The sequence below is a fragment of the Burkholderia sp. 22PA0099 genome (assembly GCF_047497165.1).
In the GTDB taxonomy this organism is placed as follows: Bacteria; Pseudomonadota; Gammaproteobacteria; order Burkholderiales; family Burkholderiaceae; genus Burkholderia.
On record NZ_CP163164.1, the window covers coordinates 2,979,304 to 3,004,908 of the forward strand.

Here is a 25,605-nt window from a genome sequence, read left to right on the forward strand (position 1 = left end):
CCCGGCTCACGTTTTCCGATCGATCGTTATCGCACATCACCTCATGGCAGATCCCGTTTTGCTTCCCCGCTATACCGGCTTCGACGGCGCGCGGCATCTCGCGTCGGGCGATCTCGCGACGGTCGCGCTGGCCATGCGCCGCGCCGCGCAGGCCGAATCGACCGGGCCGGTGCTGCTGTTCGACAATGCCACGGGGCGCTCGATCGACGTCGACCTGCGTGGCAGCGAGGACGAAATTCGAGCGCGGTTCGCGGCTGAAGCTGAATCTGCGTCTGCGTCTACGTCCGGCGACGAACCGCGGGACACCCCCGAAACCGCCGCGCCGCGTGGCCGTGGACGGCCCAGGCTCGGCGTCGTCGCGCGTGAAATCACGCTGCTGCCGCGTCATTGGGCGTGGCTCGCGGAGCAGCCGGGCGGGGCGTCGGTGGCGCTGCGCAAGCTCGTCGACGACGCACGCCGCGAACACGGCGGCCGCGACCGCCTGCGTGCCGCGAACGAGCGCGCCTATCACTTCATGTCGGCGCTGGCCGGCGATCTGCCCGGCTTCGAGGAGGCCTCGCGCGCCTTGTTCGCGGGCGAGGCGGATGGCTTTCGCGAGCGGATCGACGGCTGGCCGGCCGATATTCGCGAGCATGTGCTGCGGCTTGCCGAGCCGGAAGCGGAGCCGCGCCGAGTTGAACCGGGCGATCGATGACGGCGCGCATGACGCGTCATCGTTCCGTCATCTTCGTCGTGCGTTCGTCGATCTGCTTCGATCCTCGCGACAACGCTTCGCATTCGGCCCTCGGCGCGGCCTCGCCGGGGCGGTAGCCTGTGATCCCGCTTTTCTCCGAGCCTTCGCGGCGTGCGGCTTCGTCCGCCCGGCGCGGATCACACCCGCCTGCCCATGCGCACCCGTTACGACTCGAACGCCTCCCCACTGAACATCAACGACGCCGAATCGCGGCAAGACGATCCGCGTCATGCGTCCACAGCATCGTCCGCCAGCCCGAGCGGTGGGGGGCACATCTGCCCCTGCAGTCATACCAGCAAGCGCGCCGTGACGGCGTGGCGCCCGCGTCGCTGCACGATGCGGTGGCGAATCAGGATATGTCCGGCGTACGCACGCTGATCGCGTCCGGCGCGAAGCTCAACAAGCTCGACGGCCAGCGCCGCACGCCGCTCGACGTGCTCGATTCGCTGGGCGCGTCGCGCTCGGTCGGCTCGGCCTTGCGTCGAGAACTGCTGCGCCCGCGCAATCCGGCCGCGCCCGACGGGCACGGCAAGCCCGAGGCGTTGCACGGCAGCCCGTGGGGCTTCGAGATCCTTGAGTCGAAGGCGCTCGCGGGCGGCCGGCACGCGCCGAAGGGCGGCCACAGCTCGCTCGAAGGCATGGTGTTCTTCTCGACGCGCACGCCGGAAAGCCCCGCGAGCCAGGCCGTGCGCGCCGACTGGCGCTCGGGGCCGCGTCGCTACGCGAAGGGCAGCGCATCGAGCAGCAACTCGCCAGCGCAGGCCGGCATCCGCTACCAATTGGCCAGTACGGTGCTCGATCGAGCAGGTAGCGCCGCGTCTTGGAAGCCCACCGCCGACGCGCAGCGCTACGACGCCGACACGCCGGCGGAGCTGACCGAGCGTCTGTCCCACGAGTTGAGCGCCGCCATGTTCCTGATGGCTCAACGTACGCCGGCGAACCACGCCGAGGCGCTGACGCGGTCGGTCGAGCAACTGCCGCTGCGCGGGTCGGTACTGATGTGCAAGCGCAACGGCGAGCGCGTGCGGATCGAGGGCGACGCGCTGCGCACGCTGTATCGCGATGCGGCGGCCGGCATCAAGGATCAGCAGGAGCGTTCGGACGCCATGCCGTACCTGTGCCTGATGAATCGCGGCCAGATCGTGCCGGTGGTGTTCGGCTTCGAGAAGGTGGAGGGCTTGCGCACGCACACGCTGGCCAGCGGCAAGCAACACGCGTATCAGGAGGCCGTGCACCCGCTGGACGGCTCGGAGCAGGGCGGCCGGCTGACCGAAATCGAGGTCGGCAGCCGCGAGGATCTGGCGACGTTGAGCCTCGCGTGCCTGGCGCGCGGCGTCGAGATTCCGCCGGGCGCGGTGGTGCGGATCAACCCGCCGCCGGGCGAGAAGCGCGCTACCGGTGTGCGTGCCGATTACCTGAACGCGCAGCAGTTGCAGGATTTCCACGCGACGCTGGCGCAGCAGGTGTCGGCGCTTGCGGGCATCGCGCCGAACCAGGCGGGGCAGGCGTTGAGCGCGATGCCGGTCGCCGCGCTGCAGGACGTCAACGATCAGGCGCGAGCCTGGGCGGCCCGCGCCTGAGCCATCGCCTGTGTTGCCGGCGCGACGCATCGGGAAAAGTCCCGATGCCATCGTCGGATTCGCCATCGCCGTAGCCGATCGCCTCGATCGTTTCGGATCTCGACCTGTTCACTCGACCCCTTACGGATCGCGCGCCGAAGAGGCGCGTGGCCGGCGTGGTCCGTCCCCATGCGGTTGCCAGCCTTCGATGCGTTTTGCCATCCTCGAGTTTTGATTTGAAATCGACTCGTTAAGATAAGAAAACTTATCTGAGCGATCACGCTTCGATGCAAATTTTCGATCGCGAGCGACCCTCGAGATTGACAAGCGCCCGTTGACGGTCATCTCGAAATTCAATAAAACGGAGCGATAAACACACCGATCTCTCATTCCGTTCCGGGTCACCATGACTTCGATTCCTGGCATCTTCGTCGCCACGCCCGCCTATGGATCGAGCTGCTACATGCCGTATGTCAGCGGGCTGCTGTCGTTGCAGCGCGCGTGCATGGAGGCGGGCCTCGGGTTCGAATTCTTCTATGTCAGCGGCACGGCGCTGCTGCACGAGCAGCGCAATGTGCTGATCCAGCGCTTTCTCGCCGAATCGAACCTGTCGCACCTGATGTTCATCGACGCCGACATCGGCTTCGAGGGCCGCGACGTGCTGCGCATGTACGAGGTGCAGGCTGAGATCGCGTTGGGGCCGTATCCGGCGAAGCAGATGAACTGGGATGCGATCGTGGAGATGGCGCGGCGCAATCCCGAGCTGTCGGCCCGGCAGGTGGCGATGGCCGCGGCCGATTACCGGCAAACGCTGTATGCGATCGGCGAGGGCGCTCTGAACCAGACCGAACGGCCCGTGGAAGTGGCGGCCGGCGGTGCGGGCCTGATGCTGCTGGAGCGTGCCGTGTTCGAGAAGCTGGCGAGGGCCTATCCGGACACGCGCGTCGAGGTGCCTGCCGTCTACCGGCATCTGGTGCCGCATGCGACGCACATGTACGAGCACTTCGAATTTCTGCGCACGCCCGAGGGGCGGTCGCTGTCGGAGGACATGTCGTTCTGCCGCAAGTGGCGCGACCTGGGTGGCGGGATATATGCGTGTCCGTGGTTCAAGACCACGCATGTCGGGCCGCATGCGTTCGATGGTGATTTGCCGGCTTTATTGCGGCGGGGGTGAATCGCGTGTGCATTGTGTCCGCGCCGACCGCCGACCGCGATGAAGCAGATGCGGCTAACCACGCAGCACCCGCTTCATGCATCAATCAAGCAAACCCGCCATTCACGCGCAGCACCTGCGCATTCACCCAGGCCCCATCCGGCCCCGCCAGGAACGACACCGCCGACGCAATATCCTCCGGCTCGCCCAGGCGCTCCAACGGCGCGAGCTTGGTGATCTGCGCGACCTGTTCCTCGCTCTTGCCGTTGAAGAACAATTCGGTGGCCACCGGCCCCGGCGCGACGATATTCGCGGTGATGCCGCGCCCGCGCAGTTCGTTGCCGAGCACGCGCACCAGGCCTTCCACGCCGGCCTTGCTGGCGATGTACGGGCCGTAGCCGGGGAATGAGCGCGCGATCACGCTGGTCGACAGCGCGATGATCCGACCGCCGCGTTGCAGGCGCTTGGCCGCCTCGCCGAGCACCAGGAACGCGCCGCGCAGGTTGATGGCGATGGTGCGGTCGAACACGTCGATATGCTTGGCGTCGATCTGGGCCATCGTCATCACGCCGGCGCTGTTGACCACGGCATCCACGCGGCCGTAGGCCTCGAACGCAGCGTCGAACAGGCGCGTAACGTCGGCTTCGACGGACACATCGCCCTGCACGGCGATCGCGCGGCCGCCAGCCTCGACGATCGCATCGACGGTTTCCTGGGCGGTGTCGGCATTGCCGGCGTAGTTGACGACCACGGCGAAGCCGTCGGTGGCGAGGCGCATCGAAATGGCGCGGCCAATGCCGCGCGAGCCGCCGGTCACGATCGCGGCGCGGGAAGAGGTTTGGGTCATGTCTGGCTCCTGATGTGAGAGGGCGTCGTTGCCCGTCAGGAATGCATTCTTCGCGCTTTGCCCGCATCGATAAACCCGCCCGGCTTGCTAATACAATTCAACCGGCATCAATAATGTGAGCGGGAAATCGGCGTTTCAGCCACATTCATCGGCCTTTCAGGCTGGTAAAGTAGCGCGCATATTCAACGAACATCAACAATCCCGCTCCGCCATGGATCGCCTCGATACTCTCCAGCTGTTCACCCGGATCGTCGAAACCGGCAGCTTCAGCCGCTCGGCGGACATGCTCGGCATCCCGCGTGCGAGCGCGACGCACGCCATCAAGCAACTGGAAGCGCGGCTCGGCACGCGGCTGCTGGAGCGCACCACGCGCCAGGTCAAGCCGACGGCGGACGGCAGCGCGTTCTACGAGCGCTGCGTGCTGGTGCTGTCCGAACTCGACGACGCCGAAGCCTCGCTGCGCCAGGACGCCTCGAACCCGCGCGGCCTGCTGCGCGTGGACATGAGCGGCACGCACGCGACGCAGGTGGTGCTGCCGCGCATCGCCGATTTCCATCGTCGCTATCCGGAAATCGAACTGGTGGTCAGCAGCGGCGACCGGCTCGTCGATCTGGTGCGCGAGGGCGTGGATTGCGTGATCCGGGGCGGGCGGCCGCACGATTCGTCGCTGGTGGCGCGGCGGCTGGCGATGATGCCGCAGGTGATCTGCGCGAGCCCGGCCTATCTGGCCGAATTCGGCACGCCGCGGCATCCCGACGAGCTGCCGTCGCACCGCGCCGTGCGCTTCTTCGCGAGCAGCGGCGGCATCGATTACCCGTTCTCGGTGGTGGTGGACGGGGAAGTGCGCGATTACGACGTCGGCGGCTGGATCTCGGTCAACGACGCGGAAAACTACGCGGTGGCCTGCGAAAGCGGCGCGGGGCTGATCCAGGCGCCGCGCTACCACCTGGAGCCGGCGTTGCGCGACGGCCGCCTCGTGGAGGTGCTGGCCGACTGGCACAGCCCGGCCATGCCGTTGACGGCGCTGTATCCGTATCGGCGGCAGTTGTCGCCGCGCGTGCGCGTGTTCGTCGACTGGCTGCGGGATATCTACGGGGAATTGTTCGGGCCGGCCTGAGCCTGACTTGAGCGTGGAGCGCGGCGCGGCCCGACGCGATCGGCCCTGGGCGTGACCGGTGCAATCGGCCCGTGGCGTGACCGGTACGATCAGCCCGGCACGTGACCGGCGCCGCCGTCCGTCGGCATCGCCTGCTCGAAATCGCGCGCCAGCGAGCCGAGCGTAACCTCGCCGAACTTCGCCAGCAGCGCGTCCTCGGCCTCGGCCAGCGCGGCCGACAGATGCGCGTTGACGGCGCGCTCGACCAGGCAATGCGGGTGATCGTCCGACACCAGTTCCGAAAACAGCGGCGGTTCGCCCACCGCGCGATACACGTCGAGCAGCGTGATCGCATCGAGCGGCGCGGCCAGCGTCCAACCGCCACCGTGCCCCTTCTCCGATTGCACATAGCCGGCGTCGCGCAGCCCGCCGAGCAGCCGCCGCACCACCACGGCGTTGGTGCCGAGCATCGCGGCCATCATCTCGGACGTCATCGGCCCGTCGGCGCGGTGCATGTGGATCAGCGCGTGCAGCATCCGTGACAGGCGGCTATCCGTTCTCATGATTCTCCAGGGTTCAGGGCAGGGCATCCACTCACGCAACAAATGAAGTTGCGAGATGGATGGTACACGTCTATCATGCAACTCCTGATGTTTCGTGAAATCGATGTCATGTGCCGGCCCGTGCATTCATGGCCGGCCTCAACGGGAGCTTGGGATGCAGTCACATCATGAAGTGATCGTGGTCGGCGGCAGTTTCGCGGGCCTGTCGGCGGCGATGCAACTGGCGCGGGCACGGCGGCGCGTGCTCGTGATCGACGGCCGTCAGCCGCGCAACCGCTTCGCCGCGCATTCGCACGGCTTTTTCGGGCAGGACGGGCGCACGCCCGAGGAGATCGTCGGCGACGCCACGGCGCAACTGGCGGCCTATCCGAGCGTGCAGTTCCGGATCGGCCAGGCCACGCAAGCCGAGCGTACGGCGCAGGGCTTCGCCGTGACGCTGGCCGATGGCAGCACGGCCACCGCCGATCGGCTGATTCTCGCCACCGGCGTGCGCGACGTGCTGCCGCCGCTGGCCGGCCTGACCGAACGCTGGGGCGTCAGCGTGCTGCATTGCCCGTACTGCCACGGCTACGAACTCGGCCGTGACGGGCGGCTCGGCGTGCTGGCCACGCACCCGATGTCGTTCCATCAGGCGATGCTCGTCTCCGATTGGGGACCGACCACCTGGTTCACGCACGGCGCGATCGAACCGAGCGCGGACGAACTGGCGCAGGTCGCGGCGCGCGGCGTGCGTGTCGAGACCTCGCCGGTGGTGGAAGTGCTCGGCAAGGCGCCCGAGCTGTCGGGCCTGAGGCTGGCCGACGGGAAAATCGTGCCGGTCGATGCGCTGTTCGTCGGCACGCAATTGCAGATGGCCAGCAATCTCGCGAGCCAGTTGGGCTGCGAATTCGAGGAAGGGCCGGCGGGCCAGATGGTGCGCGTCGATGCCTGGAAGCAGACCAAGGTGCCGGGCCTGTTCGTGGCCGGCGACGCGTCGAACCCGATGACCAACGCCACGTTCGCGTCGTCGTCGGGCGTGATGGCGGGCGTGGCCGCGCATCGGTCGCTGATTTTCCCGGCAGGGCATTGAGCGCGCCGGCCGCGGCTTGACGGGCCGGACGGCCGCCGTCGCGATCGCGTCGATTCCGTCGCGGCATCGCGCGACGACGGCGGCTTCCACACGCAACCGGCCGTTATGACATCGGGTGATATTCGTATCCGATTTGCTTCGTTGTCTTGCCGGCGGCGCGGGCATAAATTCGGGTTTTTGCTTCGCAGGAATCGTCGAACGTGTCCGTCTCCGCCGCTGTTGCCACGCCCGCATCGCCGTCGCCGTCGTTCCGGCAGTCATTCGATATCGTGCCGTTCGACGCGCCGCTCGGCGCGGAAGTGGTCGGCCTCGACCTGTCGCAGCCGATCGGCGACGACGATTTCTCGCGCATCCATCGCGCGCACCTCGATCATCACGTGCTGGTGTTCCGCGACCAGCGCATCACGCCCGACGAGCAGGTGGCGTTCAGCCGCCGCTTCGGCCCGCTCCAGCAGCACGTGCTGTATCAGTTCGCGCTGGCGGGGCATCCCGAGGTGCTGATCGTCTCGAACATCGTCGAGAACGGCAAGCCGATCGGCCTGGGCGACGCCGGCCATTTCTGGCATTCGGATCTGTCGTACAAGGAACAGCCGAGCCTCGGCTCGCTGCTGCACGCGCAGGAGTTGCCGGCCGAGGGCGGCGACACGCTGTTCGCCAACATGCACCTGGCCTGGGACACGCTGCCCGAGGCGCTCAAGCAGGCCGTCGAGGGCCGTCGCGCCGAGCACACGTATCTGGCGCGCTACGCCGAGCTGCAGGCGCGCAGCCCGTGGCGGCCGAACCTGTCGCCCGAGCAGATCGCGCAGGTCAAGGCGGTCGAGCAGCCGATCGTGCGCACGCACCCGGAAACGGGCCGCCGCGCGCTGTTCGTCAACGAGCATTTCACGACGCACATCGTCGGCCTGCCGGAAGACGAAAGCCGCGCGCTGCTCGACGAGATCTTCGCGCACAGCGTGCGTGACGAATTCGTCTACCGCCATCAATGGCGCGAACACGATCTCGTGTTCTGGGACAACCGCTCGCTCATGCATCTCGCGGCCGGCACGCCCGATCATCTGCGCCGCAAGCTCTACCGCACCACGATCGAAGGCGACCTGCCGGTCTGACGATTCCGGCCCGAAGCCGGACGCCGCCTTCAGCCCGAGCCTGACCGCCTCCCGGCGCCTGCGCCCTCGACGATCGTCGGGGCCGCGCCGCGGCGGCGCTCGTTCGCCGATTCCATTTGTTTCGCATCCCTTAGCACGAGGTTTCCGATGTCGTTTCCGTTCAGCGCGACGCTCGCGCGCACCCGTTGGTTCGCCCGCCGTTCGGCCGTGTCCGCGATCGCCGTGGCGCTCGCCGCCACCGGCTTCGCCGCCGCCGCGCCGGCTCATGCCGAAGGCAAGATCCGCATTGCCGAGCAGTTTGGCATCGTCTACCTGATGCTGAACGTCGTGCGCGACCAGCACCTGATCGAGCAGGAAGGCAAGAAGGAAGGCATCGATATTCAGGTGGACTGGGCCAAGCTGTCGGGCGGCGCGGCCGTCAACGACGCGCTGCTGTCGGGTGCGGTGGATATCGCCGGCGCGGGCGTCGGGCCGCTGCTGACCGTGCTGGGACCGCACCCACGGCCATCAGAACGTCAAGGGCGTGGCTTCGCTCGGCAACCTGCCGTATTACCTCGTCAGCACCAATCCGGCGGTCAAGACGATCGCCGATTTCACCGCGAAGGATCACATCGCGGTGCCGGCCGTGGGCGTGTCGGTGCAGTCGCGCGTGCTGCAATACGCGGCCGCCAAGCAATGGGGCGACAAGTCGTTCGACAAGCTCGACGGCTACACGCAGGCGATTCCGCATCCGGACGCCGCCGCCGCGATCCTGGCCAACAGCAACGTTGTGAGCGCGCATTTCAGCACGCCGCCGTTCCAGCAGCAGGAGCTGGCCGGCAACCCGAAGGCGCACGTGGTGCTCGATTCCTACGTCGTGCTCGGCGGCCCCAGCTCGGCCACCGTGCTCTACGCCACCGAGAAATTCCGCGACGCGAACCCGAAGACGTATCGCGCGTTCGTGGCGGCGCTGGCCGATGCGGCCAAGCTGATCTCGACCGATCCCGAGCGCGCGGCGGATATCTATATCCGCGTCAACCAGTCGAAGATCGATCGTGCGCTGCTGCTGAAGATCCTGCGCGACCCGCAAGTGCAGTTCAAGACGGCGCCGCAGAACACGCTCGGCCTCGCGCAGTTCATGCACCGCGTGGGCGCGATCCGCAACGCGCCGAATTCGGTGCACGACTATTTCTTCGACGATCCGGCCATCCAGGGCGGCAGTTGAGCGCGTGCCAGGCGCGAAAGCCTGACGCGCGCCTGACTCGATGCCGCGCGCGCCTTATCCGCGCGCGGCATTTGCAAAGCCGCAATGATTGGTTGGGATCGCGAAACGCGGCCGGTATCTTGATGTTTTGTCTGTCGCATTGTCGAGGTCGAGCATGAATCTGTCGAACGCATGGCCTGCGCCGCATGTCGCGCGCAGCGGAACCGGCGTCGAATCGGCGCCCCGCGCCGGCACGCGCGGCGAACGCGGTGCGGAGCAGGCCGGCCACGCCGCGCCGCTGTTGTCGGTCGATCGCGTCACGCTCGAATACCGCACCGGCGAGCGCATCGTGCGCGCCACCCAGCGCGTGAGCTTCGAGGTCGATCACGGCGACCGCTTCGTGCTGCTCGGGCCGTCCGGCTGCGGGAAATCGACGCTGCTGAAGGCGGTGGCCGGTTTTGTCGAACCGGCGGCGGGCAGCATCGCGCTCGACGGCCGCGCCATCGCGGGGCCGGGCGCCGACCGCGTGGCCGTGTTCCAGGAATTCGATCAACTGCCGCCGTGGAAGACGGTGCTCGAGAACGTGGCGTTCCCGCTGCGCGTCGCGCGCCGGCTGTCGCGCCGCGAGGCCAGCGAGCGCGCGCTCCATTACCTCGACAAGGTGGGCTTGTCGGCGTTCGCGAAGGCCTATCCGCATACGCTGTCGGGCGGCATGAAGCAGCGCGTGGCGATCGCTCGCGCGCTGGCCATGCAGCCGCGCGTGCTGCTGATGGACGAGCCGTTCGCCGCGCTCGACGCGCTCACGCGCCGCAAGATGCAGGAGGAACTGCTGCGCCTGTGGGACGACGCGCGCTTCACGCTGCTGTTCGTCACGCATTCGATCGAGGAAGCGCTGGTGGTCGGCAATCGCATCCTGCTGCTGTCGCCGCATCCGGGCCGCGTGCGCGCCGAAATGAACAGCGAGCGGTTCGCGCTCGACAGCATCGGCAGCGACGATTTCCAGCAGAGCGTGGCGCGCATCCACCGGCTGTTGTTCGAGACGCCCGACGTGCCCGGCAACCCGCACGCCGCCCGCACCGAGGAGGCTCAAGCATGAGCACGCCGCTTCCGTCCCGCCCCGAATACGAACTGACGCTGGAAGCGCCCGACCAGGGCGTGCTGGCCGCGCGGGCACCGCTCGTGGCGCGCCTGCTCGATTCGAGCGGCCTGCGCCGCGTGCTGATCGCGCTGGTGTTGATCGCCGCCTGGGAGATCGTGGCGCGAGTGGTCGACAACGACCTGCTGGTGCCGACCTTCGTGGCCACGGCGCGCGCTTTCGTGGAGGGCATCGCGTCGGGCGAACTGCTGGTGAAGACCGGCATCTCGCTGTCGGTGCTGCTGCGCGGTTATGCGATCGGTGCCGTGCTGGCGTTTGCGCTGACCTCGGTGGCGGTTTCCACGCGGTTTGGTCGCGATTTGCTGTCGATGCTCACCGCCATGTTCAACCCGCTGCCGTCGATCGCCTTGCTGCCGATCGCGCTGCTGTGGTTCGGCCTGGGCACCGGCAGCCTGCTGTTCGTGCTGATCCATTCGGTGCTCTGGCCGCTCGCGCTGAACATGTACACGGGTTTTCTGGGCGTGCCCGACACGCTGCGCATGGCGGGCCGCAACTACGGCCTGCGCGGGCTGCGGTTCGTCTGGCTGATCCTGGTACCGGCGGCGCTGCCGTCGATCCTGTCGGGGCTGCGGGTGGGCTGGGCGTTTGCCTGGCGCACGCTGATCGCGGCCGAACTGGTGTTCGGCGCGAGCGCCGGGCAGGGCGGCCTGGGCTGGTACATCTTCCAGAACCGCAACGAGCTTTATACGGATCGCGTGTTCGCCGGGCTGGCGGCCGTGATCGTGATCGGCCTGCTGGTCGAGCACCTGGTGTTCGATACGCTCGAGCGGTTGACGGTGCGCCGCTGGCGCGCCTGAACCGGCCGACGCCGGCCTGAATGGCGGCGCGCGATGACACTGCGGGCGGTACGGTTTTTCGGCCGCTCGACAGCGACGCCGCGTCACTTATGGTAGATTTTCGCCGCGGCGCGTCAAACGCGTCGCAACGTTCTCAGGGCGGGGCGAAATTCCCCACCGGCGGTAATCGCGCTTCGGCGCGTAGCCCGCGAACAGCTCACGCAGGCCTGCCTGCGCGATGCCTGCCGACCCGGTGTGATTCCGGGGCCGACGGTCATAGTCCGGATGAGAGAGAGCGGGGTTTTTGCCGCGCGCGCAATGCGTGCGGTGTGGCCCTGTGCGCCCCATTCAACGCAAACACAGGACCTGTCGATGACTCAGCTTCACTCCACTTCCCCATCCCCCCGTCGAATCGCCTTCGTCCAGTCGTGCTGGCACAAGGACATCGTCGACCAGTGCAAGACCTCGTTCGTCGCCTCGCTCGCGAACGCCGGCATTGCCGAGTCGGATATCGATTTCTTCGAAGTGGCGGGCGCGTTCGAAATTCCGCTGCATGCCAAGCTGCTCGCGAAGACGGGCAAGTACGCGGCCATCGCCTGCGCCGGCCTGGTGGTCGACGGCGGCATTTATCGCCACGAATTCGTCGCGCAATCGGTGATCTCGGGCTTGATGCAGGTGCAGCTCGAAACCGAAACGGTGGTGCTGACCGCCGTGCTGACGCCGCATCACTTTCATCACGGCTCGCACGAGCACACCTCGTTCTTCCACGAGCACTTCGTCGTGAAGGGCAAGGAACTGGCCCACGCCTGCGCGGATACCATCGCGAAGGTTGCCGCGCTGCGCGGTGAAACGGTCGGCGCGCCGATCAAGCAGGCCGCCTGAAGCGGGCGCGGCCGCGCGCCGCGCATCGCTCGCCGCCTGACGGAACGCAAAACGGGGAAGCTTCGGCTTCCCCGTTTGCTTTTGGCGCGAGTGCCAGCGCCGGTGCTTCAGCCTTCGCTGCGCCGCCAGAGCGCGCCGCCCCAGCGATGGCGCTGCCGGTAGATCACCGCCAGCCACACGAGCCACCCGATTCCGGCATAGAGCGCCACGCGCGTGTCCTCGAACCAGCCGAGCATCGCCACCACGAACACCATGAACGCGATCGCCAGCGCGGGGCCGACCGGCCACAGCGGCACGCGAAACGCCAGCGCATCGACTTCGGCGCGCGGCAGGCGGCGACGCATCGCGACCTGCGACGCGAGGATCATCAGCCAGACCCACACGGTCGCGAACGTCGCGATTGCCGCGACTGTCTGGAACACCTGCTTCGGCGCCAGATAGTTCAGCACCACGCCGACCAGCAGCGCGGCGGCCATCACCAGCACCGTGACCCAGGGCACGCCCTGGCGCGAGGTGGCGCCCAGCACGCGCGGCGCGTGGCCTTGCTGCGCCATGCCGTACATCATGCGGCCCGCGCCGAAGATGTCGCTGTTGATCGCCGAGATGGCCGCCGTGATCACCACCACGTTCAGGATGCCGGCCGCCGATTTCACGCCGAGCGCGCTGAAGATCTCGACGAACGGGCTGCCCTGGGTGCCGATCTGCGTCCACGGGAAGATCGACATCAGCACCACCATCGTCAGCACGTAGAACAGCAGGATGCGCGCCGGCACGGCGTTGATCGCGCGCGGGATCACCTGCTCGGGATGCTTGGCCTCGCCGGCGCTCATGCCGATCACCTCGATGCCGCCGTAGGCGAAGATCACCACCGACAGCGACGCCACCAGCCCGCCCCAGCCGTTCGGCAGGAAGCCGCCGTGCGACCACAGGTTCGAGAGCGACGGCGCGGCTTCGTTCGCGCTGCCCAGATGCATGCCGATCGCGATGATCGCCACGCCGCCGACGATCATCGCGCCGATCGCGGCCACCTTGACGATCGACAGCCAGAACTCCAGCTCGCCGAACACTTTGACCTGGCAGAGGTTCAGTCCGCAGATGATCGCGACGATCGCCAGCACCCAGAGCCATTGCGGCACGTCCGGAAACCAGAAGCCCATGTAGATGCCGAACGCGGTCACGTCGGCGATCGCCACGATCACCATTTCGAGCGTGTAGGTCCAGCCCGTGACGAAGCCCGCGAACGGGCCGAGGTTTTCGCTCGCGTAATAGCCGAACGAGCCCGCCACCGGTTCGCGCACGGCCATTTCGCCGAGTGCGCGCATGACCATGTAGACGGCCGCGCCGCCGATCAGGTAAGCGAGGATCACGGCCGGGCCGGCCAGCTTGATGGCCGAGGCGGAACCGTAGAACAGGCCAGTGCCGATGGCCGAACCGAGGGCGAGAAAGCGGATGTGGCGCGCGCCGAGATGGCGTTGCAGTGGCTTCATCGTGTCTCCGAGTGAGTATGACGGGCCGGCGTCGAGGCCGAGCCGCTGTGCCCCGAGTTGTCTAGTCAGGTTGGGGCGAAAACATCATACCAATACGGTTCGGAGGGAAAAAGAGGGCTGTGCGACAACAATGCCGCACCTGCCAGCCGCAGCGGCGGGCGTCGGCGCAATCAGCATTTCCCGATTTTGCGGAGGCTGTGGCGAGTTAGCGTCATGCGACCCCAATGGCGGGCGTTTGATGGTAATTTTCACGCCGAGAGAAAATCGTAAAAAGACAACGATGAAAGACCAGATTCGCCATCGGACCGGGGCCGCGTTCCCGATGGCACCTCCCCGCGAGATCCCGCCGGGATCGCACCGCATTTGCGCCCGGCGCCACGCCGCCGGCGCACCGCCGCCGCGGTTTCACGCCGCGCGTCGTCTGCCTTTCCACGGCACGCCAGGCCACCCCGATCGCTTGCGCAGCGCGAACGCCCTGCAACGACATTCGCTCGCCTGGCGCCACCGTTGACCCGATTGCCGTGAGCCACGGCTGTCGCCGCTGCCGGCTTGCCCGGTCGCGGCGCGGGTGATGGCCGTCACGGCGATGGGCGGCATGACGTCTTGCGTCATGCCCGCCGTTGCTTCATCACTTTTTTGACCTGAAGAGGATTTCTCGATGAACTCACACGTTCGTTCCACCGGACGCACCGCGTTCGTGGCCGTCGCGCTGGCGCTCGGCCTGGCGGCTTGCGCCACCGAATCGTCGCGCACGTTGACCGTCGCGCCGACGCCCAGCGCGCAGGTGCCGTTCGCCGGCAAGCCGGTCGCCATTTCGGTCGGCAAGTTCGACAACCGCTCCAGCTACCTGCGCGGCATTTTCTCGGACGGCGTCGACCGGCTCGGCGGCCAGGCCAAGACGATCCTGATCACGCACCTCCAGCAAAGCCGCCGCTTCAGCGTGCTCGACCGCGACAACCTCGACGAGATCCGCCAGGAATCGGCGTTCCTCAAGCAGAAGCAGGCCGTGAAGGGCGCGCACTACGTGGTGACCGGCGACGTGACCGAGTTCGGCCGCAAGGAAGTGGGCGACCACGAGCTGTTCGGCATTCTCGGCAGCGGCCGGCAACAGGTGGCCTACGCCAAGGTCAGCCTGAACATCGTGGACACCAGCACGTCCGAAGTCGTGCTGTCGAGCCAGGGCGCCGGCGAATTCAGCCTGTCGAGCCGCGAGGTGATCGGCTTCGGCGGCACCGCGAGCTACGACTCGACGCTCAACGGCAAGGTGCTCGACCTGGCGATTCAGGAAGCGGTCGAACACCTGGTTTCCCAGGTGGACGCCGGTGCGCTGAACGCCAACAACAAGTGAGCCGGACGAACCGGCCATCCCGCGTTTTACCCAAAAACCACACACGACGATGAAGACCATCCTCCTGACCCGCCGCGCCGGCCTCTCGCTGGCCGCGACCTGCGCCTTGCTGGCCGGCTGCGCCGCGCCGAAAACTCCGCCGCTTTACCAGTGGACCGGATACCAGCGCGGCGTCTACGACTACTTCAAGGCCGAAAAATCCCCGCAGCAGCAACTCGACGCGCTCGAAAAGGCGCTGCAGGACATCCGCGCCCACGGCCATCGGCCGCCGCCGGGCTTCGAGGCGCAACTCGGCGTGCTGTACGCCGAACTCGGCAACGGCGAACAGGCGATGCAGGCGTTCCAGGCCGAGAAGGACAGCTTTCCCGAATCGGCGCCGTACATGGATTTCCTGATGAAGAAATCCGCCGGCAAGGCGCCGGCCAGCGACACGACGGCCGCGGCAAGCGTTGCCCCCGAACCGGCCGGCCTGGCCGCGCCCGCCGCCCCGACCGCCACCCACTGACGCGAGAGACCCATGTTCCAACGCATTTCGTTCAAGTTGCTCGCCGTTGCGCTGCTGGCGACGCTCGGCGCCTGCGCGGCGCCCGTCAAACAGCTCGACTACACGGCGTTCAAGCGCAGCCAGCCGCGCTCGATCCTGGTGCTGCCGCCCGTCAACAACACGAATGACGTGAAGGCCAGCATCGGCGTGCTGTCCGGCGTGACGTTGCCGCTCGCGGAGTCGGGCTACTACGTGGTGCCGGTCGGCGCGATGGAGGAAACCTTCAAGTACAACGGCCTGACCACGCCCAACGACATCGCCGAGGTGCCGCCGGCCAAGCTGCGCGAGATCTTCGGCGCGGACGCCGCGCTCTACATGAAGGTCACGCGCTACGGCACCGTTTATCAGGTGCTCGACAGCACCACGATCGTGACGGTCGACGCCAAGCTGGTCGACCTGCGAACCGGCGACGTGCTGTGGACCGGCTCGAAGAGCGCGACCGACAAGGAGCTGGGCGGCATGCACGGCGGCGTTCAGGGCGGCGGGATGGTCGGCTTGTTTGTGAACCTCGCCGTGGCGGCCGTCAAGCAGGTGGCCAAGACGGTGACCGACGAGAGCGTCGATGTGGCCGGGCTGACCAACGGCAAGCTGCTGTCGGCGGGCACGCCCAACGGCTTGCTGTATGGCCCGCATTCGCCGAAGTTCGGCACGGATTGAACTCGGCTGTCCGGCGCGAGGCCGAGGGCGTTTCGCGCCCGGCTTCCGCCGCCGGACCGGGCGGGCGCGGCTTTTCGCAGGTCGCGCCCGCTGTTACACATTTCGTCTCCCTGCGCTGTCCCGTTTCCCCGCCTCGCGTGTCACCCCATCGAGAACCGCCCCCGCAGGGCGGTATGATCGCGACTTCGTTCGCCGCGCCCAACCCGGCCCCGACTCATTTGCCGGCCGCGCCGCGAACCCGCCTAACCGCGCAACGCCGAGCCGTCGCGCAAGCAGTTCAGGCGAGCTGCCGCCCCAAGCCGCTGCCCGCCTGCGGGATGTTGATGGAGAACCTGTTGAAGAATCGTCCGACCCTGACCGCCGCGAGCGCGGCGCCGGCCGCATGAGCGCCGTATTCGACCGCTGCCGGCGGGTCGGGCCGCTGATCTCGCGCATCGTGTGTGCGATCGGCGGCGGCTACGCGCTCGGCGCGCTGGCCAGCGTGGCCGCGCTGGCGCTGCCGATGGCGCGCCCGCAAGCCGTCATGACCGGCATGCTGGCCAGCTTCGTGTTCTATACCGGTGCCGTGATCTGGGTGTTCCTGGCCCGCAGCGCGACGCGCGCCTGGGCCGGGCTGCTGGCCGCCGCCGCGCCGCTGGCGCTGGCCGCCGTGCTGGTGTCCACCGGAGCGATCGTCCCATGAGCGCCACGCCCGTTCAAGCGCCGAAGCCGCGCGGCGTGCGCCAGAGCATGTCGGATCTGCACACCTGGGCCGGCCTGCTGTGCGGCTGGATTCTCTACGCGATGTTCCTGACCGGCACCGTCAGCTACTTCAAGGACGAAATCTCGCAGTGGATGCGCCCCGAGTTGACGCACCAACAGCGCACGCCCGACCCGGCCGAAGTGGCGGCGCGCGTGGTGGCGCAACTCGGCACGCTGGCGCCGCAAAGCACGCAGTGGGGCATCACGCTGCCGACCGATCGCAGCAATGTGGCCGGTACGTTCTGGCGCCTGACGCCGGCCGAGATGGGCAAGGGCCGATTTTTCGGCGAGGCCGCGTTCGATCCCGTCACCGGCCGCGTGACCCAGGCCCGCGACACGCTCGGCGGCGAATTCTTCTACCGCTTCCATTTCCAGTTCTTCTATCTGTCCCCGGTCTGGGGCCGCTGGATCGCGGGCGTGTGCGCGATGTTCATGCTGGTGGCGATCGTCAGCGGCGTGATCACGCACAAGAAGATCTTCGTGGACTTTTTCACGTTCCGCTGGGGCAAGGGGCAGCGCTCGTGGCTCGACGCGCATAACGCGCTGTCGGTGTTCGGGCTGCCGTTCCATCTGATGATCACCTACACGGGGCTGGTCACGCTGATGACGATGTACATGCCCTGGGGCAACCAGATGGCGCTGAAAACGCCCGAACTGCAAGCCGCGTTCAATTCGCAGATCAGCGCATTCATCCAGCCCGGCACGCCGAGCGGCACGCCGGCCAGGCTCGCGCCGATCGAGCCGATGGTGCGCGCCGCACAGGCGCGCTGGGGCGAGCAAGGCGCGGGCATCGTCACGGTGGTGAATCCCGGCGACGCGGTCGCGCGCGTCGCGGTGGCGCGCGCCGAGGGCGGGCGCGTGTCGTCGAGCCCGCAATATCTGTTGTTCAGCGGCACCACCGGCAAGCTGCTGGAAGTGCACGACCGGGTGGGCGGCGCGGCCGAGACGCGCGGCGTGCTGTACGCGCTGCATCTGGGCCGCTTCAGCGATCTTCAATTGCGCTGGCTGTATTTCCTCGTCAGCCTGGCCGGCACGGCGATGGTCGGCACCGGCCTCGTGATGTGGACGGTCAAGCGCCGCCAGCAATTGCGCGACCCGCTGCGCCCGCATCTCGGCTTCCGGATCGTCGAGCGGCTCAATATCGCGAGCATCGCGGGGCTGTCGGTGGCGATGACGTCCTATCTATGGGGCAACCGCCTGCTGTCGCTCGGCATCGCGCATCGTGCCGACGCCGAAATCAACCTGTTCTTCGGCGTGTGGGCCGCCACCTTCCTGTATGGGCTGGTGCGCCCGGCGCGGCGCGCCTGGATCGAGCTGCTGTGGCTCGCGGCCGCGCTGCTGGCGCTGCTGCCGGTGCTCAACGCGCTGACCACCGATCGCCCGATCTGGCGCAGCGTGGCCGATGGCGACTGGGTGTTCACGGGCTTCCAGTTGATGATGTGGGCGTTCGCGGCGCTGCATGCGCTGCTGGCGATCCGCGCGAGCCGCCATCGCGCGCGCCCGCGTCCGGTGGGCCGGGCCGGCAAGGCCACCGCGCCGCGTGCCTCGGTGGCGATGCGCAAGGAGGACACCCCGTGAGCATGCTGCTGATGATTCTGGTGTGTCTGGCCGCATTCGCCTGCCTCGCGCTGGCGATGGAGCGCCATCAAGACACGGTGTTCGGCCGCCCGCTGGCCGCCACGGCCACGCGCGCGTTGCGCTGGGCTGGTTGGGTCGGGTTGCTGTTGGGCTTGTGGCTGACGGTGGCGGTGCGCGGTTGGGCGATCGGGCTGGCGACCTACAGCGGCGTGACGAGCCTCGCGGCCGGCATCGTGATCGGCGTGCTGATCGCCGTCGAAAGAAGGTCGGCCGCGCGTTGAGCGGCCGAGGCGGGGCGCCCGGCCCCGTGTGTCACCAAGCCCGCGCCACGGCGCGCGGGCCATTCCCGCTCATGACTTGAACGCGTCGCGCTCGCCGAATTGCAGCGCGGCGAGCTGCGCATAGAGCGGCGACGTCTGCAGCAACTCCGCGTGACGCCCCTGCGCGACGATCGCGCCCTGTTCGAGCACGACGATCCGGTCCGCCTGCTGCACGGTGGCCAGCCGATGCGCGATGACCAGCGTGGTGCGGTTCTGCGCGGCGTTGTCGAGCGCCGTCTGCACCAACCGCTCGCTGGCCGCGTCGAGCGCGCTGGTGGCTTCGTCGAGCAGCAGGATCGGCGGGTCCTTGAGGATCGCGCGCGCGATCGCGATGCGCTGGCGCTGGCCGCCCGACAGCCGCACGCCGCGCTCGCCGAGGAACGTGTCATAGCCTTCCGGCAATTGCTCGATGAAACCGGCGGCGGCGGCCATCTCGGCGGCGCGCTTCACCTGCGCCAGCGTGGCGTCGGGCATGCCGTAGCGGATGTTGTCGAGCACGCTGCCCGAGAAGATCACCGATTCCTGCAACACGATGCCGATCGCCTGGCGCAGGTCGGCCAGCGCGATGTCGCCGGTCGGCACGCCGTTGATCAGGATGCGGCCCGATTGCGGATCGTAGAAGCGCAGCAGCAACTGGAACAGGGTGGTCTTGCCCGCGCCCGACGGCCCGACCAGCGCGACGTGTTCGCCGGGCCGCACCTCGAGCGAGAAGCCCGCGAGCGCCGGGGTGCCCAGCCGCGACGGATAGGCGAAGCCGACGTTCTCGAAGCGGATGCCGTCGCCCTCGGCGGGCAGCGCCACGGTGGCCGGCGCTTCCTCCACCGGCGAGCGCGCGGCCAGCAGTTGCAGCAGCCGTTCGGCCGCACCCGCCGCGCGTTGCAGGTCGCCCCACACCTCGGCCACCGCGCCCACCGCGCCGGCCGTAAACACCGCGTAGAGGATGAACTGCGAGAGCTGGCCCGCGGTCATCTGCCCGGCCAGCACGGCCTGCGCGCCGAGCCACAGCACGAACACGATCGCCGAGAACACGAACACGATCACCACCGCCGTCAGCGACGCGCGGGCGCGGATGCGCGTGAGCGCCGTGTCGAACGCGGTTTCGACGGCCGTGCCGAAGCGCTGCGCCTCGTGCCGCTCCTGCGTGTACGACTGCACGGTCGGCATCGCGTTGAGCACCTCGCCGGCCAGCGCGCTGGCGTTCGCGACCTTGTCCTGGCTGGCCCGCGACAGCTTGCGCACGCGCCGCCCGAACATCACGATCGGCGCGACCACCACCACCAGCGTCGCGATGATGTAGGCCGACAGCACCGGGCTGGTCGCCACCAGCATCGCCACGCCGCCCACCGCCAGCAGGAAGTTGCGGAAGCCGAGCGACAGGCTGGTGCCGACCACCGTCTGGATCAGCGTGGTGTCGGTGGTCAGGCGCGACAGCACTTCGCCGGTCTGGGTCGTTTCGAAGAACTGCGGGCTCATGCGCGTGACGTGGTCGTACACGGCGCGCCGCAGGTCGGCCGTCACACGTTCGCCGAGCCACGACACCCAGTAGAAGCGCAGCGCCGTGGCCGCCGCGAGGATCAGCGAGACCACGAACAGCGCGATGAAATAGCGATCGATATGGGTGCGCTCGCCGCTGGCGAAGCCGCGGTCGATCAGGAAGCGGAACGCCACCGGCAGCACCAGCGTCGCGCCAGCCGAGACGACCAGCGCCAGGAAGGCGAGCGCCCAGCGGCCCGTGTAGCGGCGCAGAAACGGCAAAAGATCGAGCAGCGGGGCCACGCGAGGCGCGCGGCGGTTGGCTTCCGGCATGAGAATCCTGGGTGAAAACAGCGAGGGCGTGGTGGGGGCGCCGCCGCTTCAGCGCGCGGCGTCGTTCCCGGGCAGGGCGTCAGCGTAGCGGTTTCCGCGCGGGCGCGCGACCGCTTCCAGCAGGCGCCGGCCGGTGGCGGTCAGCGCGGGCAGGTTCAGGCCCCCGCCGCCGGGCTTCAGCGCGACCAACTGGTGCGCGAGCAGGGTGCTCAGTTCGGTGCGTGTCATGTCGATCTGCTCGGGGGTGCTGTGGATCAGCAGCAGCGTCGACAACTCATGAAGGCTCAACATGGTCGGTTCTCGGCAGGATGGCGGGTGTCATGCCGGGATGACGTTCGGGCGCGGCGAATATTGTGGCGGCGATCAAATATCGTGACGCGATGGTTGGCGGGTAATCGGCTCGCGCTGAAAGTTTGTTAATCGAGCCGATATTCCGTTAATCGCGATGCTGCATGGCAGCTTGTCATCAAACGGCAATTCACGACTGCATCGGTAGTAATCCTATTGATTGCGCGGCGATTTTCCGATTTTTGAAGCGGAAAATTATTCCTGGCTAAGTTCATGATTATTAATATGAAGTCAAAATTTCCGAATCGATTGAAACGCCAATTCAAGGTTTACCGTTTCTTTCATTTTTCCCCTAAAGTTGCGATGCCATGGACGTAGGCGTCCTACGGGGCAGAACCTGAGAAGAAGGAAAGACATGAGCACGGCGCCGTTCGGCGGCGTCCTGTCCAGCTTTGCGAGTCCGCAGGGAGCACCGGCGGGACTCGGCGGGCTGGCGGGTTCGCTTGCCACCAATATCGCGAGTCAAGTCGGCCCGGTGGCCGCGCTGGCCGGCCACGTCGATACCGTGCAACGCGCGGTGCAACTGGCGCAAACCGGTTTCTCGCTGCTGCAGCGGCCGCCGGCCGCGATCGCCGATTCGATCAATCAGACGGTCGGCAGCACGGCGAAGCTCACCCAGATGAACCGCTACGTCACGCTCGACACGCCGCTCGGCGAGGACGTGCTGCTGGTCAGCGTGGCGGTGGTGGACGAGCACGTGAACCGCCTGCCCGAGATGCATCTCGACCTGCTCTCGCACCGCAACGACCTCAAGCCGGCCGACCTGATCGGCCAGCAGGTCCGGCTCAAGTTCGACCCGCAATCGAAACAGGCGCTGCTGGCCGCCGCCACCGCCGTGAGCGGCGACGAGACGCGCTATTTCGACGGCTTCGTGTCGTCGTTCGACCGCGTCGGCAACCCGGGCAGCGTGACCCAGTACCACATGTCGGTGATGCCGTGGTTCTGGTTCCTGACGCGCTCGACCGATTGCCGCATCTTCCAGGAGCAGACCGCCCAGGACATCCTGTCGACCGTGTTCACCGATCACGGCTTCAGCGATTTCGCGTTCGACATCCGCTCGGCGCAAAAGCCGCTCGAGTACGTGGTGATGTATCAGGAGTCCTACTACAACTTCTGCGCGCGCCTGATGGAGCAGGAAGGGCTGATCTGGACGCACCGCTACGAGAAGGACAAGCACATCCTGGCGATCGGCGACGGCAACGCCCTGTTCCGCCCGATCGAGGGGCTGGCCAGCGTGCCGTACGCCGACAGCGCGTCGAGTGAGCTCAACGGCATCGATCAGCTCAACCAGGGCGGCCATTTCGGCGTCGGCAAGATCACCTATCGCGACTTCAACCATCAGACGCCGTCGTCACCGCTGATGATGGTCGAGGTCGAATCGACGCTCAAATACGCCCGGCTCGCCACCACCGAGCGTTTCGAACATCAATCGCTCTACGATCACGCCGCGGACGGCGACCGTTACGCGCTCCAGGCCATCGAGGCCGAGGAAGCGGAGGGGCAGCGCTACACGGGGCAGGGTTACGCGTGGCGCATGACCACGGCCGGCAGCGTCAGCGTGACGGGCCACCCGGTGGCCGCCGACAACCAGGCCTACGTGATCCTGCAGGTGCGCCACGAGGCGGTCAACGATTACGCCCAGCACGCGGCCAGGCTGCCGTACCGCAACAGCTTCGTGCTGCTGCCGCAGAAGGTGGCGTACCGGGCGCGACGCGTCACCGCCAAGCCGCTGATCCAGGGCACCCAATCGGCCATCGTGGTCGGCCCGGACGGCGAGCAGATCCACACCAACGGCAGTTGCGTGAAGCTGCATTTCCTGTGGGACCGGCGCGGCAAGCTCGACGGCTCCGATTCGATGTGGATTCGCGTATCGCAGCCGTGGGCCGGCGCCGGCTGGGGCGCGGCGGCGATCCCGCGAATCGGCCAGGAAGTGCTGGTGGCGTTCAACCAGGGCGACCCGGACAACCCGGTGATCGTCGGGCGCGTGTTCAACGGCGACCAGGGCAACCCGTACCACGGCGCGGCCGGCCAGACCATGGGCATCAAGAGCCAGACCCACAAGGGCGAAGGCTCGAACGAACTGCGCTTCTCCGACGTGAACGGCAGCCAGGAAGTGTTCCTGCACGCGCAGAAGGACATGAACACGGTCATCAAGGATGCCGAAACGCACACCGTGGAGGCCGGCCCGCGCACCGTCTCGCTGCTCAAGGGCAGCGAAACCAAGCAGATCGCCGAAGGCGGCATGACCGAGACGATCGCGCTGACCCGCGACACCACGGCGAACGTCATCAACACCAAGGCGATCGCCAGCAAGGCCGGCCCCGGCATGCAGAGCCACCAGGCCAGCGACGGCATCGAGCATCGGGTGGGCGACAGCGTGCTGACCATGACGCCCGACGGCATCAAGCTGAGTCACGGCCCGTCGACCATCCTGATCAACGCGAACGGCATCTATCTCGACGGCCCCGTCATCCACTTGAACCAGGGCAGCGTGCAGACGCCCGAGCAGGCGCTGGCGCTGCAATGGGCGGCCGCGCAGGCCATGATCGCGCAGGGCCTGGCCAGCAGCGACCCGGCCACGCGCGCGGCGGCCGGCAAGCTGGCCGAATCGCTCAAGGCGCAGCAGCTCGCCAAGCTGGCCGATCACGTGTATCACCCGAACGATCCGCCGCCCACCGGCTGGAAGGCGATCGGCAACGACCCCGAGGCGCTGAAGGCCTACGGCCTCAAGCCGAGCGACCTGCAAAAGCCCGGCAGCAACTTCGGCGCGCAGATGTACGCGCCCGACCCGAACGTGTTCGGCGACAGCATGAAGCCGACCATCGCGTTCAAGGGCACCCAGCAACTGTTCGGCGAGGACATGAGCAACAATCTCGCGCAGGGCCTGGGCTCCGATTCGCCGTACTACCGCAACGCGGTCACGATCGGCAAGGACATCCAGACTACCGGCGCCGCGTCGGCCGTCGACTTCACCGGGCACTCGCTCGGCGGCGGGCTGGCCTCGGCCGCCTCGGAAGCCAGCGGCGCGTCGGCCGTCACGTTCAACGCGGCGGGCCTCGATCCGGGCACGGTCGCGCAATACGGCGGCACCGCGCAGGCCAGCAACATCACCGCCTATCGCGTGGACGGCGATATCCTGACGGGCATCCAGGAAGGCCGGCTCGGCCCGATCAGCGACGGCACGGCCGCGCTGATGCCGAAGGCGGTCGGCACGCCCGTGACGCTCGACGGCACCAGCGTGACCACCGTCGGCCGCCATCTGATGGGCGAGGTGTCGAACGGCCTCGGCCAGCAGGTTTCGAAGGACGAATTGAATCTCGCCTCCCATCTGAACACGTCGAATTGAATTGATGCGATACAAGAACGCGATTGCCGCCGGCACCGTCGCTGCGCTGATCGGCGCGGCGCTGCCGCTCGGCTGGCCCACTCAAGCCCAAGGAATCACCATGACCGGCTTTCAACGCTATGCACCGGAAACCTTCTTTTCGGGGCAGCAGCTCACGCTGGCCCAGGCCATTCACGACGGCAACCTCGGCAGCGTGCAGCAGCTCGCGCCGAAGACGGACCTCAACGCGCCCGGCGCGAAGCACGTGACGCTGCTGTCGTACGCGGTGCAGGAGATCGTGCCGGTCAAGAACGACGCGGCCAGCCCGCGCTACCAGATCATTTCGGTGCTGCTGAAGCACGGCGCCGACCCGAAGGCGAGCCTCGGCCCCGACGGCGGCTCGGTCGCCGAAATCGCGCTGCGCGCCGATACGCCGAACCTGCTGCGCGTGCTGCTGAACGGCGGGCTGGACCCGAATTGGCTCTACAACGGCGACACGCCGATGCTGTTCGAGGTGGCCGAGAACAAGCTGTTGCCGCAACTGACGCTGCTGATCGAGCACAAGGCGAACGTCAACGCACGCGATTCGCTCGGCAAGACGGCGCTGTTCCAGGCGACCATGATCCAGCAGTGGGACACCGTCGATTACCTGCTCGCGCACGGCGCCGACCCGAAGCTCGCCAGCGAATTGGGCGTGTCCTATGGCTGGGTGCTGCAGAACGAACTGAAGAATCACGCCGCGCCCGATTCGCCGGCCGCCGCGCGTATCGAACAGATCCGCCGCAAGATCGTCGCAGCCGGCGCGCCGTGGCCGCCGCTCGATCCGAAGGCGCAGCGTGCGGCGATGCGCGCGCGCGGCGAGAAGGTCGTGACGCCGGCCGGCCAGGCGGATTGATGGCGGACCTGATCGAAGCGTTGCCGAGCGTCGGCCGGCGCGCGGTGCTGGGCGCGTCCACGGCGGGCTACGTGCTGTCGCTGCTGCTGCCGGCCATGTACTTCGAGAAGGAACCCTCGCTGAGCGGCCTGGCGTTGCTCGGGCAGGGCTGGTTGGGGCTGCTGACGCTGAACCCCGCGTGGCTGGCCAATCCGCTCTGCGTGTGGGCTGCCGTGCAGCTTGCGCGGCGGCGCTACGGCCGGGCGGCGGGCTTCGGCGCCGCCGCGCTGGCGTGCGCGCTGTGCTCGCCGTTCACGAAGAACTGGTATTTCAACGAGGCCGCCGCGACCCCGATCGCCGGCCTCGGGATCGGCTTTTATGTGTGGCTGCTGGCGCTGGCGGCGTTGCTGCTGGGCAGCCTGCGCCTGCGCCGGAGCGCCGCCGCGCACTGACC

The 25,605-nt window shown here is 67.7% G+C and carries 23 protein-coding genes, 1 pseudogene and 1 riboswitch; of the genes and pseudogenes, 19 read left to right on the forward strand and 5 right to left on the reverse strand.

The features are described 5' to 3' along the window. Positions 1-43 precede the first annotated feature (43 nt). The 3 genes from AB4851_RS13110 to AB4851_RS13120 all read left to right on the forward strand — a co-directional run bounded on the left by AB4851_RS13110 (position 44) and on the right by AB4851_RS13120 (position 3,466). Positions 44-694: a DUF2239 family protein gene (locus AB4851_RS13110; protein ID WP_414447560.1), complete on the forward strand. Its 651-nt coding sequence runs from the start codon at positions 44-46 to the stop codon at positions 692-694. Between the two features lie 395 nt (positions 695-1,089). Then, entirely contained in the window at positions 1,090-2,313 is a 1,224-nt protein-coding gene (locus AB4851_RS13115; protein WP_414447561.1) for a hypothetical protein, read from the forward strand. 385 nt (positions 2,314-2,698) lie between these two features. Beyond that, positions 2,699-3,466 (forward strand): hypothetical protein, encoded by a 768-nt coding sequence (locus tag AB4851_RS13120; RefSeq protein WP_414447562.1) that lies wholly within the window; start codon positions 2,699-2,701, stop codon positions 3,464-3,466. Positions 3,467-3,551: 85 nt separating this feature from the next. Here AB4851_RS13120 and AB4851_RS13125 read toward each other — a convergent pair whose 3' ends face one another. Next, on the reverse strand, positions 3,552-4,292 hold the full coding sequence (locus tag AB4851_RS13125) for an SDR family oxidoreductase (protein WP_414447563.1): 741 nt from the start codon (positions 4,290-4,292) through the stop codon (positions 3,552-3,554). Positions 4,293-4,503: 211 nt separating this feature from the next. On the opposite strand from AB4851_RS13125, the gene AB4851_RS13130 reads away from it, so the two are divergent. Beyond that, positions 4,504-5,409 carry a LysR family transcriptional regulator gene (locus AB4851_RS13130; RefSeq protein WP_414439235.1) on the forward strand — a complete coding sequence of 302 codons (906 nt, stop codon included), beginning with the start codon at positions 4,504-4,506 and terminating at the stop codon, positions 5,407-5,409. 89 nt (positions 5,410-5,498) lie between these two features. On the opposite strand, the gene AB4851_RS13135 is transcribed toward AB4851_RS13130, so the two are convergent. Then, positions 5,499-5,951 (reverse strand): Rrf2 family transcriptional regulator, encoded by a 453-nt coding sequence (locus tag AB4851_RS13135; protein WP_414447564.1) that lies wholly within the window; start codon positions 5,949-5,951, stop codon positions 5,499-5,501. 154 nt (positions 5,952-6,105) lie between these two features. Here AB4851_RS13135 and AB4851_RS13140 point away from each other — a divergent pair, with 154 nt between their 5' ends. The 6 genes and pseudogenes from AB4851_RS13140 (at position 6,106) to AB4851_RS13165 (ending at position 12,123) form a co-directional block, all read left to right on the forward strand. Then, positions 6,106-7,020 carry an NAD(P)/FAD-dependent oxidoreductase gene (locus AB4851_RS13140; RefSeq protein ID WP_414447565.1) on the forward strand — a complete coding sequence of 305 codons (915 nt, stop codon included), beginning with the start codon at positions 6,106-6,108 and terminating at the stop codon, positions 7,018-7,020. A 200-nt stretch (positions 7,021-7,220) separates the two neighbouring features. Then, positions 7,221-8,126 carry a TauD/TfdA dioxygenase family protein gene (locus AB4851_RS13145; protein WP_414447566.1) on the forward strand — a complete coding sequence of 302 codons (906 nt, stop codon included), beginning with the start codon at positions 7,221-7,223 and terminating at the stop codon, positions 8,124-8,126. 147 nt (positions 8,127-8,273) lie between these two features. Beyond that, positions 8,274-9,330 (forward strand): annotated as a pseudogene (locus AB4851_RS13150) (ABC transporter substrate-binding protein). A 154-nt stretch (positions 9,331-9,484) separates the two neighbouring features. After that, the gene (locus AB4851_RS13155; protein WP_414447567.1) at positions 9,485-10,405 is read left to right on the forward strand and encodes an ABC transporter ATP-binding protein; all 921 of its coding nucleotides are present in this window, start codon (positions 9,485-9,487) and stop codon (positions 10,403-10,405) included. Further along, positions 10,402-11,262 (forward strand): ABC transporter permease, encoded by an 861-nt coding sequence (locus AB4851_RS13160; protein ID WP_414439229.1) that lies wholly within the window; start codon positions 10,402-10,404, stop codon positions 11,260-11,262. Before AB4851_RS13155 ends, AB4851_RS13160 begins: the two co-directional genes overlap by 4 nt. 125 nt (positions 11,263-11,387) lie before the next feature. Continuing rightward, positions 11,388-11,542: riboswitch (FMN riboswitch) on the forward strand. Positions 11,543-11,613: 71 nt separating this feature from the next. Then, complete coding sequence (locus AB4851_RS13165; RefSeq protein ID WP_414447568.1) at positions 11,614-12,123, forward strand: 6,7-dimethyl-8-ribityllumazine synthase; 510 nt, start codon at positions 11,614-11,616, stop codon at positions 12,121-12,123. 107 nt (positions 12,124-12,230) lie between these two features. Here AB4851_RS13165 and AB4851_RS13170 read toward each other — a convergent pair whose 3' ends face one another. Continuing rightward, on the reverse strand, positions 12,231-13,610 hold the full coding sequence (locus AB4851_RS13170; RefSeq protein WP_414447569.1) for an amino acid permease: 1,380 nt from the start codon (positions 13,608-13,610) through the stop codon (positions 12,231-12,233). A gap of 658 nt (positions 13,611-14,268) precedes the next feature. On the opposite strand from AB4851_RS13170, the gene AB4851_RS13175 reads away from it, so the two are divergent. From AB4851_RS13175 to AB4851_RS13200, 6 genes are all read left to right on the forward strand, one after another. Beyond that, positions 14,269-14,958, forward strand: a complete 690-nt coding sequence (locus AB4851_RS13175; RefSeq protein ID WP_414447570.1) for a CsgG/HfaB family protein — start codon at positions 14,269-14,271, stop codon at positions 14,956-14,958. Positions 14,959-15,007: 49 nt separating this feature from the next. Further along, positions 15,008-15,463, forward strand: a complete 456-nt coding sequence (locus AB4851_RS13180) for a DUF4810 domain-containing protein (RefSeq protein WP_414447571.1) — start codon at positions 15,008-15,010, stop codon at positions 15,461-15,463. 12 nt (positions 15,464-15,475) lie between these two features. Further along, positions 15,476-16,159: a DUF799 domain-containing protein gene (locus AB4851_RS13185; RefSeq protein WP_414447572.1), complete on the forward strand. Its 684-nt coding sequence runs from the start codon at positions 15,476-15,478 to the stop codon at positions 16,157-16,159. Between the two features lie 382 nt (positions 16,160-16,541). Beyond that, on the forward strand, positions 16,542-16,841 hold the full coding sequence (locus tag AB4851_RS13190) for a DUF3649 domain-containing protein (RefSeq protein WP_414447573.1): 300 nt from the start codon (positions 16,542-16,544) through the stop codon (positions 16,839-16,841). Further along, positions 16,838-18,478: a PepSY-associated TM helix domain-containing protein gene (locus AB4851_RS13195; RefSeq protein WP_414447574.1), complete on the forward strand. Its 1,641-nt coding sequence runs from the start codon at positions 16,838-16,840 to the stop codon at positions 18,476-18,478. The genes AB4851_RS13190 and AB4851_RS13195 overlap by 4 nt, the downstream gene beginning before the upstream one ends. Positions 18,479-18,480: 2 nt before the next feature. Further along, complete coding sequence (locus AB4851_RS13200; RefSeq protein WP_414447575.1) at positions 18,481-18,759, forward strand: DUF3325 family protein; 279 nt, start codon at positions 18,481-18,483, stop codon at positions 18,757-18,759. 69 nt (positions 18,760-18,828) lie between these two features. On the opposite strand, the gene AB4851_RS13205 is transcribed toward AB4851_RS13200, so the two are convergent. Together AB4851_RS13205 and AB4851_RS13210 are read right to left on the reverse strand one after the other, a co-directional pair. Next, a complete protein-coding gene (locus AB4851_RS13205; RefSeq protein WP_414447576.1) occupies positions 18,829-20,604 on the reverse strand; it encodes an ABC transporter transmembrane domain-containing protein in 1,776 nt (591 codons plus the stop codon). Between the two features lie 48 nt (positions 20,605-20,652). Then, positions 20,653-20,895, reverse strand: a complete 243-nt coding sequence (locus AB4851_RS13210) for a hypothetical protein (RefSeq protein WP_414439219.1) — start codon at positions 20,893-20,895, stop codon at positions 20,653-20,655. A gap of 412 nt (positions 20,896-21,307) precedes the next feature. Here AB4851_RS13210 and tssI point away from each other — a divergent pair, with 412 nt between their 5' ends. Genes tssI through AB4851_RS13225 form a run of 3 tightly spaced genes read left to right on the forward strand, consistent with a single transcriptional unit; the run spans position 21,308 to position 25,603 of the window. Then, positions 21,308-24,298 (forward strand): type VI secretion system tip protein TssI/VgrG, encoded by a 2,991-nt coding sequence (gene tssI, locus AB4851_RS13215; RefSeq protein WP_414447577.1) that lies wholly within the window; start codon positions 21,308-21,310, stop codon positions 24,296-24,298. Between the two features lie 4 nt (positions 24,299-24,302). Then, positions 24,303-25,172 carry an ankyrin repeat domain-containing protein gene (locus tag AB4851_RS13220; protein WP_414439217.1) on the forward strand — a complete coding sequence of 290 codons (870 nt, stop codon included), beginning with the start codon at positions 24,303-24,305 and terminating at the stop codon, positions 25,170-25,172. Continuing rightward, positions 25,172-25,603 carry a hypothetical protein gene (locus AB4851_RS13225; RefSeq protein WP_414447578.1) on the forward strand — a complete coding sequence of 144 codons (432 nt, stop codon included), beginning with the start codon at positions 25,172-25,174 and terminating at the stop codon, positions 25,601-25,603. Before AB4851_RS13220 ends, AB4851_RS13225 begins: the two co-directional genes overlap by 1 nt. Positions 25,604-25,605: the final 2 nt, after the last annotated feature.

Bases quoted from the DNA above. Each gene is read 5' to 3' on its own strand.
- AB4851_RS13135 (WP_414447564.1), bottom strand. From the start codon at position 5,951: ATGAGAACGGATAGCCGCCTGTCACGGATGCTGCACGCGCTGATCCAC.
- AB4851_RS13155 (WP_414447567.1), top strand. From the start codon at position 9,485: ATGAATCTGTCGAACGCATGGCCTGCGCCGCATGTCGCGCGCAGCGGA.
- AB4851_RS13170 (WP_414447569.1), bottom strand. From the start codon at position 13,610: ATGAAGCCACTGCAACGCCATCTCGGCGCGCGCCACATCCGCTTTCTC.
- AB4851_RS13165 (WP_414447568.1), top strand. From the start codon at position 11,614: ATGACTCAGCTTCACTCCACTTCCCCATCCCCCCGTCGAATCGCCTTC.
- AB4851_RS13225 (WP_414447578.1), top strand. From the start codon at position 25,172: ATGGCGGACCTGATCGAAGCGTTGCCGAGCGTCGGCCGGCGCGCGGTG.
- AB4851_RS13175 (WP_414447570.1), top strand. From the start codon at position 14,269: ATGAACTCACACGTTCGTTCCACCGGACGCACCGCGTTCGTGGCCGTC.
- AB4851_RS13180 (WP_414447571.1), top strand. From the start codon at position 15,008: ATGAAGACCATCCTCCTGACCCGCCGCGCCGGCCTCTCGCTGGCCGCG.
- tssI (WP_414447577.1), top strand. From the start codon at position 21,308: ATGAGCACGGCGCCGTTCGGCGGCGTCCTGTCCAGCTTTGCGAGTCCG.
- AB4851_RS13185 (WP_414447572.1), top strand. From the start codon at position 15,476: ATGTTCCAACGCATTTCGTTCAAGTTGCTCGCCGTTGCGCTGCTGGCG.
- AB4851_RS13130 (WP_414439235.1), top strand. From the start codon at position 4,504: ATGGATCGCCTCGATACTCTCCAGCTGTTCACCCGGATCGTCGAAACC.
- AB4851_RS13125 (WP_414447563.1), bottom strand. From the start codon at position 4,292: ATGACCCAAACCTCTTCCCGCGCCGCGATCGTGACCGGCGGCTCGCGC.
- AB4851_RS13200 (WP_414447575.1), top strand. From the start codon at position 18,481: ATGCTGCTGATGATTCTGGTGTGTCTGGCCGCATTCGCCTGCCTCGCG.
- AB4851_RS13190 (WP_414447573.1), top strand. From the start codon at position 16,542: ATGAGCGCCGTATTCGACCGCTGCCGGCGGGTCGGGCCGCTGATCTCG.
- AB4851_RS13220 (WP_414439217.1), top strand. From the start codon at position 24,303: ATGCGATACAAGAACGCGATTGCCGCCGGCACCGTCGCTGCGCTGATC.
- AB4851_RS13205 (WP_414447576.1), bottom strand. From the start codon at position 20,604: ATGCCGGAAGCCAACCGCCGCGCGCCTCGCGTGGCCCCGCTGCTCGAT.
- AB4851_RS13110 (WP_414447560.1), top strand. From the start codon at position 44: ATGGCAGATCCCGTTTTGCTTCCCCGCTATACCGGCTTCGACGGCGCG.
- AB4851_RS13210 (WP_414439219.1), bottom strand. From the start codon at position 20,895: ATGTTGAGCCTTCATGAGTTGTCGACGCTGCTGCTGATCCACAGCACC.
- AB4851_RS13195 (WP_414447574.1), top strand. From the start codon at position 16,838: ATGAGCGCCACGCCCGTTCAAGCGCCGAAGCCGCGCGGCGTGCGCCAG.
- AB4851_RS13115 (WP_414447561.1), top strand. From the start codon at position 1,090: ATGTCCGGCGTACGCACGCTGATCGCGTCCGGCGCGAAGCTCAACAAG.
- AB4851_RS13120 (WP_414447562.1), top strand. From the start codon at position 2,699: ATGACTTCGATTCCTGGCATCTTCGTCGCCACGCCCGCCTATGGATCG.
- AB4851_RS13140 (WP_414447565.1), top strand. From the start codon at position 6,106: ATGCAGTCACATCATGAAGTGATCGTGGTCGGCGGCAGTTTCGCGGGC.
- AB4851_RS13160 (WP_414439229.1), top strand. From the start codon at position 10,402: ATGAGCACGCCGCTTCCGTCCCGCCCCGAATACGAACTGACGCTGGAA.